Origin of the sequence: Pseudomonas sp. (assembly GCF_041601375.1) — a bacterium.
In the GTDB taxonomy this organism is placed as follows: Bacteria; Pseudomonadota; Gammaproteobacteria; order Pseudomonadales; family Pseudomonadaceae; genus Aquipseudomonas.
The window spans coordinates 1-9,570 of the sequence record NZ_JBFIIG010000165.1 but is presented as its reverse complement, the minus strand read 5'-3'; the positions used below and the strand labels follow the sequence as shown (position 1 = coordinate 9,570).

Annotated in this window: 8 protein-coding genes and 2 pseudogenes; 8 read left to right on the top strand and 2 right to left on the bottom strand. The window is 64.2% G+C overall.

The genetic code is table 11. The annotated features are described in order from the left end of the window. The 6 genes from ABZE94_RS17490 to ABZE94_RS17465 form a co-directional block, all read left to right on the top strand. A partial coding sequence (locus tag ABZE94_RS17490) for a M23 family metallopeptidase (protein WP_372876894.1) occupies positions 1-426 on the top strand: 426 nt, incomplete at its 5' end. A gap of 251 nt (positions 427-677) precedes the next feature. Then, complete coding sequence (gene secA, locus ABZE94_RS17485) at positions 678-3,410, top strand: preprotein translocase subunit SecA (RefSeq protein WP_372876892.1); 2,733 nt, start codon at positions 678-680, stop codon at positions 3,408-3,410. A 157-nt stretch (positions 3,411-3,567) separates the two neighbouring features. Continuing rightward, on the top strand, positions 3,568-4,785 hold the full coding sequence (gene argJ / locus ABZE94_RS17480) for a bifunctional glutamate N-acetyltransferase/amino-acid acetyltransferase ArgJ (protein WP_372876890.1): 1,218 nt from the start codon (positions 3,568-3,570) through the stop codon (positions 4,783-4,785). A 157-nt stretch (positions 4,786-4,942) separates the two neighbouring features. Then, positions 4,943-5,575: a glutathione S-transferase family protein gene (locus ABZE94_RS17475; RefSeq protein ID WP_372876888.1), complete on the top strand. Its 633-nt coding sequence runs from the start codon at positions 4,943-4,945 to the stop codon at positions 5,573-5,575. Further along, entirely contained in the window at positions 5,572-6,522 is a 951-nt protein-coding gene (locus ABZE94_RS17470; protein ID WP_372876886.1) for a Nudix family hydrolase, read from the top strand. Before ABZE94_RS17475 ends, ABZE94_RS17470 begins: the two co-directional genes overlap by 4 nt. 88 nt (positions 6,523-6,610) lie before the next feature. Beyond that, positions 6,611-7,540: an AEC family transporter gene (locus tag ABZE94_RS17465; RefSeq protein ID WP_372876884.1), complete on the top strand. Its 930-nt coding sequence runs from the start codon at positions 6,611-6,613 to the stop codon at positions 7,538-7,540. Here ABZE94_RS17465 and ABZE94_RS17460 read toward each other — a convergent pair. Further along, positions 7,503-8,010: pseudogene (locus ABZE94_RS17460) on the bottom strand (hypothetical protein); the annotation flags it as partial. The gene ABZE94_RS17465 and the pseudogene ABZE94_RS17460 overlap by 38 nt on opposite strands. Here ABZE94_RS17460 and ABZE94_RS17455 point away from each other — a divergent pair. Both ABZE94_RS17455 and ABZE94_RS17450 read left to right on the top strand, forming a co-directional pair. Beyond that, positions 8,002-8,136, top strand: a pseudogene (locus ABZE94_RS17455) (diacylglycerol kinase); the annotation flags it as partial. The pseudogenes ABZE94_RS17460 and ABZE94_RS17455 sit on opposite strands and share 9 nt — an antisense overlap. A gap of 82 nt (positions 8,137-8,218) precedes the next feature. Then, positions 8,219-9,112, top strand: a complete 894-nt coding sequence (locus tag ABZE94_RS17450; RefSeq protein WP_372876882.1) for a pseudouridine synthase — start codon at positions 8,219-8,221, stop codon at positions 9,110-9,112. Between the two features lie 41 nt (positions 9,113-9,153). Here the strand turns inward: ABZE94_RS17450 and ABZE94_RS17445 are convergent. After that, positions 9,154-9,570 (bottom strand): cob(I)yrinic acid a,c-diamide adenosyltransferase (locus ABZE94_RS17445; protein WP_372876880.1); only part of this gene is annotated, 417 nt, incomplete at its 5' end.

Genomic DNA, 9,570 nt, shown 5'->3' with positions numbered 1-9,570 from the left:
CGCCAGCTCAATGAGGCCGAATACCTCGCGGGGCGGCCGGTCTTGCAGGGCTATATCTCCTCGCCGTTCGGTCGACGTACCGACCCCCTGAACGGGCGTTTGCGCGTGCACAAGGGCGTGGATTTCGCCGCCAAGGCCGGCAGTGACGTGGTCGCGGTAGCCGCCGGCGTGGTGACCGCTTCGAGCCGGCGTTCCGGTTATGGCAATACCGTGGAAATTAGCCATGCCGACGGCTACGTCACCCTGTACGCGCATAATCAGAGCAACCTGGTGCAGGTTGGCGATCTGGTGCAGCGCGGCCAGGTTATCGCCAAGGTTGGCAGCACCGGCCGCTCGACCGGCTCCCATGTGCATTTCGAAGTCAGTCAAAATGGCCGGGTGATCAACCCCACCAGCTACATCGCTCGAGTCAGCGGCATCGAATAGCAGGGCGTTGAGAAATCACTGCGGACTTCGCGCGCCCTGCGGGCCAGCCTTCGGTGGTTGCCCGCTTCGTTGCGTTTCTGCCGACTTCGGCTTGCCCGGCCGTCGTTGGCTGCATTTTTGAACCGCCTGATAACGCCGCTTTCCTCATCTCCGTTTCCGGGTAGAATGCCCCCTTCGCACGCAGCCATGAAGGCTGCATGGGCGACTCATGGGGCCGCCCTCCATCCATACGCGTGGAAGACCCAGCCGATATGTTTGCGCCTTTGTTGAAAAAACTCTTTGGAAGCAAGAACGAGCGTGAAGTCAAGCGCATGCTCAAGACGGTTCAGATCGTCAATGCCTTCGAGGAGCAGATGCTCGCGCTCTCGGATGAGCAACTGCGTGACAAGACCGCCGAGTTCAAGGCCCGTCTGGCCAAAGGTGAAACCCTCGACCAGTTGTTGCCGGAAGCCTTCGCGGTAGCCCGGGAAGCGGGCAAGCGCATCATGGGCATGCGCCACTTCGATGTGCAGTTGATCGGCGGCATGACCTTGCATGAAGGCAAGATCGCCGAAATGCGTACCGGCGAGGGCAAGACCCTGGTGGCGACGTTGGCGGTCTACCTCAATGCGCTGTCCGGCAAGGGCGTGCACGTGGTCACGGTCAACGACTACCTGGCCCGTCGCGACGCCAACTGGATGCGTCCGCTGTATGAATTCCTCGGCATGTCGGTGGGCATCGTCATTCCGTTCATGCCGCCGGAAGAGAAGCGCGCCGCCTATGCGGCCGATATCACCTACGGCACCAACAACGAGTTCGGTTTCGATTACCTGCGCGACAACATGGCCTTCAGCCTGGAAGACAAATTCCAGCGCGAGCTGAATTTCGCCGTGATCGACGAAGTCGACTCTATCCTCATCGACGAGGCGCGTACCCCGTTGATCATCTCCGGCCAGGCCGAAGACAGCTCCAAACTGTATGCCGAAATCAACAAGCTGATCCCGCGCCTCAAGCTGCACATCGAGGAAGAGGAAGGCGTGGTCACTCAGGAAGGCCATTACAAGGTCGACGAGAAGACCCGCCAGGTCGAACTGAACGAGGCCGGCCACCAGTTCGTCGAAGAGTTGCTGACCGAGGTCGGCTTGCTGGCCGAGGGAGAGAGCCTCTATTCGGCGCATAACCTGGGCCTGCTGACCCATGTCTATTCCGGCTTGCGGGCGCACAAGTTGTTCAACCGCAACGTCGAATACATCGTGCAGAACGATCAGGTACTGCTGATCGACGAACACACCGGTCGCACCATGCCGGGCCGTCGCCTGTCCGAGGGTCTGCACCAGGCCATCGAGGCCAAGGAAGGTTTGCCGATCCAGGCCGAGAGCCAGACCCTGGCCTCGACCACCTTCCAGAACTACTTCCGCCTGTACAGCAAGCTGTCCGGCATGACCGGTACCGCCGACACCGAAGCCTTCGAGTTCCATCAGATCTACGGCCTGGCGGTGATCGTGATCCCGACCAACCGGCCGATGGCGCGCAAGGACTTCAACGACCTGGTCTATCTGACCCAGGAGGAGAAGTACGCGGCGATCATCACCGATATCAAGGAATGCCAGGCCCAGGGCCGGCCGATCCTGGTCGGTACGGCGACCATCGACAGCTCCGAATATGTCTCGCGTCTGCTGAACCAGGAAGGCATCGAACACAAGGTGCTCAACGCCAAGTTCCATGAAAAGGAAGCCGAGATCATCGCCCAGGCGGGGCGCCCGGGCGCGCTGACCATCGCCACCAACATGGCCGGTCGCGGCACCGACATCGTCCTGGGGGGGAATTGGGAGGTCGAAGTGGCCACCCTGGAAAATCCCACGGACGAGCAGGTCGCGCAGATCAAGGCCGATTGGCAGAAGCGTCATCAGCAGGTGATCGAGTCCGGCGGCTTGCATGTGATCGCCTCCGAGCGGCATGAATCGCGGCGTATCGACAACCAGCTGCGCGGCCGTTCCGGTCGTCAGGGCGACCCCGGTTCCAGCCGTTTCTACCTGTCGCTGGAAGACAGCCTGATGCGCATCTTCGCCTCGGATCGGGTGAAGAATTTCATGAAGGCCCTGGGCATGCAGCCCGGCGAAGCAATCGAGCATCGCATGGTCAGCAACGCCATCGAGAAGGCGCAGCGCAAGGTCGAGGGCCGCAACTTCGACATGCGCAAGCAGCTGCTGGAGTTCGACGACGTATCCAACGAGCAGCGCAAGGTGATCTATCACATGCGCAACACCCTGCTGGCTGCCGATGACATTGGCGAAACCATCGCCGAGTTCCGCAAGGAAGTGCTGGAAGGCATCATCAACGAACATATCGCGCCGCAGTCCTTGCCCGAGCAGTGGGATATCGCCGGCCTGGAAGAGGCCCTGACCACCGGCTTCAATATCAAGCTGCCGATCCAGCAGTGGCTCGACGACGACCACAAGCTCTACGAAGAAACCCTGCGCGAGCGGATTCTGCAAGAGCTGGTCGCGGCCTACAACGAGAAGGAAGAGCTGGCCAGCGCCGAGGCGCTGCGTACCTTCGAGAAACAGATCCTGCTGCGCGTGCTCGACGATTTGTGGAAAGACCACCTGTCGACCATGGACCACCTGCGTCACGGCATTCACCTGCGCGGTTATGCGCAGAAGAACCCGAAACAGGAGTACAAGCGCGAGTCGTTCGCCCTGTTCCAGGAACTGCTCAACTCGATCAAGCGCGACACCATCCGCGTGTTGTCCCATGTTCAGGTGCGTCGCGAAGACCCGGCCGAGGAAGAGCTGCGTCTGCGTCGCGAAGCCGAGGCGCTGGCCGAACGCATGCAGTTCCAGCACGCCGAAGCATCTGCGCTGATGCAGCCCGAAGCGGCGGCGGACGGTGACGTGGCGGTTGCGCCGCCGCCCGTGCGTACCGAGCCGAAGATCGGCCGCAACGAGCCTTGCCCTTGCGGTTCCGGCAAGAAGTACAAGCATTGCCACGGCCAGGTCAACTGACCTTCGGCCGGCGAAGCTAAACAGAAAGGGTAGCGGCTTCGGCTATGCTTGAGCCTGCCCCAAACGCCGCGAACGGCTTTGCTGTTCGCGGCGTTTTACCATCGAATTCGCTCGTGCCCGGCGGCGCGGCACTTTAAACCCTCAAGGAGCACACCCTATGGCTGTTGGTCTTGGCCCGCTGTCTACCCTGCACCCGGTTCCAGGTTTCGAGCTGGGCATCGCTTCGGCCGGCATCAAGCGCCCCGGGCGCAAGGATGTGGTAGTCATGCGCTGCGCCGAAGGCTCCAGCGTGGCCGGGGTGTTCACCCTCAACGCCTTCTGCGCCGCGCCGGTGATTCTGGCCAAGAAGCGCGTGAGCGGCCCTGTGCGCTACCTGTTGACCAATACCGGCAATGCCAACGCCGGTACCGGCGAACCCGGCCTGCAGAATGCCGTGCGCAGCTGCGCCAGCCTGGCGCAGCTGGCCGGTGTCGATGAGAGTACGGTGCTGCCGTTCTCCACCGGGGTGATCGGCGAACCCTTGCCGGTGGAGAAGATCGAAGGCGCCTTGCAGGCGGCCCTGGACGACCTGGCTGCGGATCACTGGGCCGAAGCGGCCACCGGCATCATGACCACCGATACCCTGCCCAAGGGCGCCAGCCGCCAGTTCGTGCATGACGGCGTGACCGTCACCGTAACCGGCATCAGCAAGGGCGCCGGGATGATCAAACCGAACATGGCGACCATGCTCGGCTACATCGCCACCGACGCCAGGGTCAGTCAGAGCGTCTTGCAGGACTTGCTGCGCGATGCGGCGAACAAGTCGTTCAACCGCATCACCATCGACGGCGACACCTCGACCAACGATTGCTGCATGTTGATCGCCACCGGCCAGGCGCCGCTGGAAGAAATCACCCAGGCCAGCGGCGCGCTGTTTGCCGCACTCAAACACGCGGTGTTCGAGGTGTGCATGGAGGTGGCCCAGGCCATCGTGCGTGACGGCGAAGGCGCGACCAAGTTCGTCACCGTGCAGGTCAACGGCGGGGCGACTTATCAGGAGTGTCTGGATGTCGGCTATGCCGTGGCCCACTCGCCGCTGATCAAGACCGCGCTGTTCGCTTCCGACCCGAACTGGGGGCGCATCCTCGCCGCGGTCGGCCGCGCCGGTGTGGCGCAACTGGATGTCGGCCTGATCGACGTGTTCCTTGGCGATGTGTGCATTGCCAGCCGTGGTTGCCGTGCCGCCAGCTACACCGAAGAGCAGGGCGCGGCGGTGATGGCCAACGAGGAAATCACCATTCGCATCGAGCTGGGTCGTGGAACCTGCAGCGAGACGATCTGGACCACCGACCTGTCCCATGAGTACGTGAAGATCAACGCCGAATATCGTACTTAAGCGGCAAGCGGCAAGCCTGTTCCCAGCGTGCACGGGCTTGCAGGCGGCTATTCCGATTGTTCATGGGGGCATGAACAACGGGAATTTGCTATTGGACGGCGCGCCGTCTTAATGTCCGTTGACCCTTCAGTAACTGCATCACGCACGGAGTGCTCCCATGTCCCTGGTTCTGGTTATCGGCAACAAAACCTACTCGTCCTGGTCGCTACGCGCCGCCTTGGCCATGGAACTGGCCGAGGCGCCGTATAGCGAAGTACTGATCCCGCTCGACCGTGCGGATACCCGGGCGCGTATCCTCGAGCATTCGCCGACCGGCAAGGTGCCGTTGCTGAAGACCGAGGAGGGACCGGTGTGGGATTCCCTGGCGATTGGCGAATACCTCGCCGAACGCTTCCCCGAGGCCTACCTGTGGCCGCGCGGCGAATATGCCCGCGCGGTGGCGCGCAGTGTCTGTGCCGAGATGCACAGCGGCTTTGCCGCGCTGCGCACGCATCTGCCGATGGACCTCAAGCGCGATCAGGCGCTGGACGAGATGCCGGCCGATGCCGAGGCCGACATCCGGCGCATCTGTGCGCTCTGGGCCGATTGCCGCGGCAACTTCGGCGAGGACGGCCCCTTCCTGTTCGGTCACGCCAGCCTGGCGGATGCCTTCTTCGCCCCGGTCGCGGCCCGGCTGCGCAGTTACCGGGTGGAGTTGCCCGAGGTGGCGGCGGCTTATGTGGCCACGGTCTATCAGTGGCCGGCATTTCAGCGCTGGTACCAGGTGGCCCAGGAGGAACAGCTGGGGTGAAACGCATTCATGTAGCCGCCGCGGTGATCCGTGCTGCGGATGGGCGCATCCTGATTGCCAGGCGCGCGCACGACCAGCACCAGGGCGGCCTGTGGGAGTTTCCGGGCGGCAAGGTCGAGCCTGGCGAGACGGTGCAGGCGGCTCTGGCTCGCGAGCTGGAGGAGGAACTGGGCATTCGCCCGACCGCCGCCCGGCCATTGATTCAGGTGCATCACGATTACCCGGACAAGCAGGTGTTGCTGGATGTCTGGGAGGTGTCGGCCTTCGTCGGCGAGCCGCATGGCGCCGAAGGCCAGCCACTGGCCTGGGTCGCTTCGCGGCAGCTGGCCGAGTACCAGTTTCCGGCGGCCAACCAGCCGATCGTCGCGGCCGCCCGTTTGCCCGACCGCTACCTGATCACGCCAGAGGGGCTGCCTGCGCAGGCATTGCTGCAGGGGGTGCGTGCGGCCCTGGCCGGCGGTATTCGCCTGGTCCAGTTGCGGGCGCCGGGTATGTTCGATGCCCGGTACCGTGACCTGGCGCAGGATATCCAGGGGCTCTGTGCGGGCAGGGCGCAGCTGATGCTCAAGGGGCCGCTGGAGTGGCTGGGGGACTTTCCGGCAGCTGGCTGGCACCTGACGTCCCGGCAACTGCACGAACTGGCCGCCGGCGGGCGACCGCTACCGGCCGGACGCTGGCTGGCGGCTTCCTGCCATACGGCCGAGGAGCTGGCGTTGGCCACGCAACTGGGAGTGGACTTCGTCACACTGTCGCCACTGCAGGCGACTCAAAGCCATCCTGAAACTCAACCGCTCGGCTGGAACTGCGCCCACGAGTTGCTGCGCAGTTTCAATAAGCCAGCCTACTTGCTTGGCGGGGTCGGCCCGCAGCATCTGGAGCAAGCATGGCAGGCTGGCGCCCAGGGAGTCGCCGGTATTCGCGCATTCTGGCCTCAGCGGGTGGGATGAATGCGCTGCCCAGGCAATTGCTGTTAGACGCGCAGAGCTGCAGCCCCTAACCTGCGCGATCACCTTTTGCTAGCAAGTGGTCCGGTCCATGGCCTCCGTGTTGAACGTGATTCTGCCGGTCTTTGCCCTGATTCTGGCCGGTTATCTGTGTCGTCGTACGGGCATTCTCGGGCCGAGCGCCGCCTCGGAACTCAATCGCCTGGTGGTCTGGCTATGCCTGCCGGCGTTGCTGTTCGAGGCCACGGCCACGGCGGTGTGGGCGCAGATCTGGCAACCACAGTTCATCCTCGCCTATAGCCTGGGCACCCTGGTGGTGTTCCTGCTGACGCTGTTCTGGCGCCTGCGCCGGGTCGGCAATCTGGCCGATGCCAGCATCCAGGGACTCAGCGCGTCTTACGCCAACACCGGCTATATGGGCATTCCGTTGTGCCTGCTGGTCTTCGGCGACCAGGGGCTGCAGCCGGCGCTGATCGCCAGCCTGATCGTGATCTGTGTGCTGTTCGCCCTGGCGGTGGTGTGCATCGAGGTCGCCCTGCAGGACGAAAAGAGCTTGCGGCGGGCTACGGCCAAGGTGCTGCTGGCGTTGGCCAGGAACCCGCTGGTCGTCGCGCCGTTGCTCGGCGGTCTGTGGGCCCTGGGCGGCCAGCCGCTGCCGGCGCCGCTGCATCGTTTCATCGACCTGCTGGCCAGTGCCACCGCGCCCTGTGCGCTGATTTCCCTCGGTCTGTTTCTCGCCCACAAGCAGGTCGGCCGCAGTGAGGGTAGTGTCGGCCTGGTGCTGATCAAACTGATCGTTCACCCCCTGATTACCTGGATACTGGCGTTCCATGTGCTGCAACTGCCGCCCATGTGGGCCGCTGCGGCCTTGCTGCTGAGCGCGCTGCCGACCGGCACTGGCCCCTATATGCTGGCCGAGTTCTATCGCCGCGAGGCGGCGGTGGTCTCCAGCACTATCCTGCTGTCGACGCTCGGCTCGCTGCTCAGTCTGTCGCTGTGCCTGTATCTGCTCGAGTTGTGAGGCTGAGGATCGGCGCGAGGCTCGGCCGGTACAGCAGCAGGCGGTAGCAGCCCAGGCAGATCAGCCAGTCGAGCAAATGATGGCTAACGTCGTAGCTGGCGCCCAGGGCGTCATGGTGACGGCGCATGCTCCTTTGTGGGCTGAGAATCGCCAGATCCTGCCCGTCGAACAGGCCCAGGTGCTGGTAATTGCCAGTCAGCGTGCGGCCTGGTGCTGCATCGGCGCGCAGTGGCCAAAGAAGGTCGAGGTGTAGTCGACATTGAGCAGGCCGCCGCGCCTGCTCGAGGAGCTGGCCGACGGCATGGATCGGTGTACTTGACCGCGCCCTCGCGGCCATCGCCCGATGGGATATCGATAGGTCCGCTCGGATAAATGTAGGGCCGGTGGTTGGAGGTGGTCATCAGTTGCAGATAGAACGGCTTGCCGGTGGCATGGTCGGTGTCGGGCAGTTTCAAGGTTTGGCTGTAGAGGCCACGGTGGACCGCATCTCTCTGGAACTGCACCCGCTGTCGAAACAGGCCAAGGATCTAGGCAGTGCCGCGCACTTGGTCACCATGAGTCTGATCGCCGTAGTCTGGGCGGTGATATTGCTGTAACCACCTCGGTCTTTGACGCCAGGCGAGTGACTGCGGCCTAATGGGTGCCGGTTATCTTCGCCGTTGTCCGCCGAGCCCCGTCATGTCCGTGTCTGCCCGTTCCCCTTCCAACATGCGCCCCAGCACCCTGCATCTGCCCCAGGGCGACTGGTCGACGGTGCTCGATTGCCTGTGCGCGCATTTTCCGGCGATCGGCCGCGAGGTCTGGCTGCAGCGCATGGCGCGTGGGCGGGTGCTGGATGCCGAGGGCGCGCCGATCGGCCCGGCGCATGCCTATCGGGTCGGCCTGCGCGTGCATTACTTTCGCGAGGTGGCGGCGGAGACGCCGATTCCCTTCGTCGAGCGTGTGCTGTATGTCGACGAGCACCTGCTGGTGGCCGACAAGCCGCATTTCCTGCCGGTGATGCCGGCCGGCGAGTATGTCGAGCAGACGCTGCAGGCGCGCCTGGCCAAGCGCCTGGGCAATGCCGATCTGGTGCCGCTGCACCGGATCGATCGGCATACCGCCGGGCTGGTGCTGTTTTCCTGCAATCCGCAGAGCCGCGGCCTGTATCAGGCGCTGTTCCGTGAGCGGCAGATGGACAAGCGCTACGAGGCCCTGGCGCCGGCCCTGCCGGATCTGGAGTTTCCCCTGCGCCGGGCCACGCGGCTGGGCGCCGGCGAGCCGTTCTTCCGCATGCAGGAAGTCGCCGGCCTGGCCAATACCGAGACCCGCATCGAAGTGGCGCAGCGTCTGGGCGAGCACTGGCTCTACGGGCTCTATCCGGTGACCGGGAAAAAGCACCAGCTACGGGTGCACATGGCCGCCCTGGGCGCACCCATTCTCAACGACCCCTTCTACCCCGAGATCGGCGCAGGCCCCGATGCCCCGGACGATTACAGTCGGCCGCTCAAGCTGCTGGCCCAGGGCCTGGCCTTCATCGATCCGCTAAGCGGCGAACAACGCCGCTTCGAGAGCCGGCTGAGCCTGACCTGATCCTCTAGCCCGGGTTGCGCCAAGGCTTATCCGGCTACAGGTTACGCCTGTGGTTTCGGCGCGGCCTGCCAGAGCACTTCGGCGCTGTGCTGGCGCTTGGCGATCAGGCGGGCGGCGACGAACAGCAGGTCGGAGAGGCGGTTGACATAGGCCAGGCCGACGCCGCGTATGGCTTCCTCGGCGTTCAGCCGCTGGCAGCGGCGTTCGGTGCTACGCGCCAGGCTGCGGCAGACGTGGGCTTGGGCGACCAGGCGGGTGCCGCCCGGCAGGATGAAGTTCTCCAGCGGGCCGAGCTCCGCGTTCCAGCGGTCTATGGCCGCCTCCAGGCGTTCGACTTCGGTCTGTTGCAGGGCCTGGTACTCGGGCATGGCCAGTTCGCCGCCGAGGTCGAACAGGCGGTGCTGGCAGGGCGTGAGCACCTCGATGAGCTCGCTCAGCCCCGGCCACATGACCGCCTG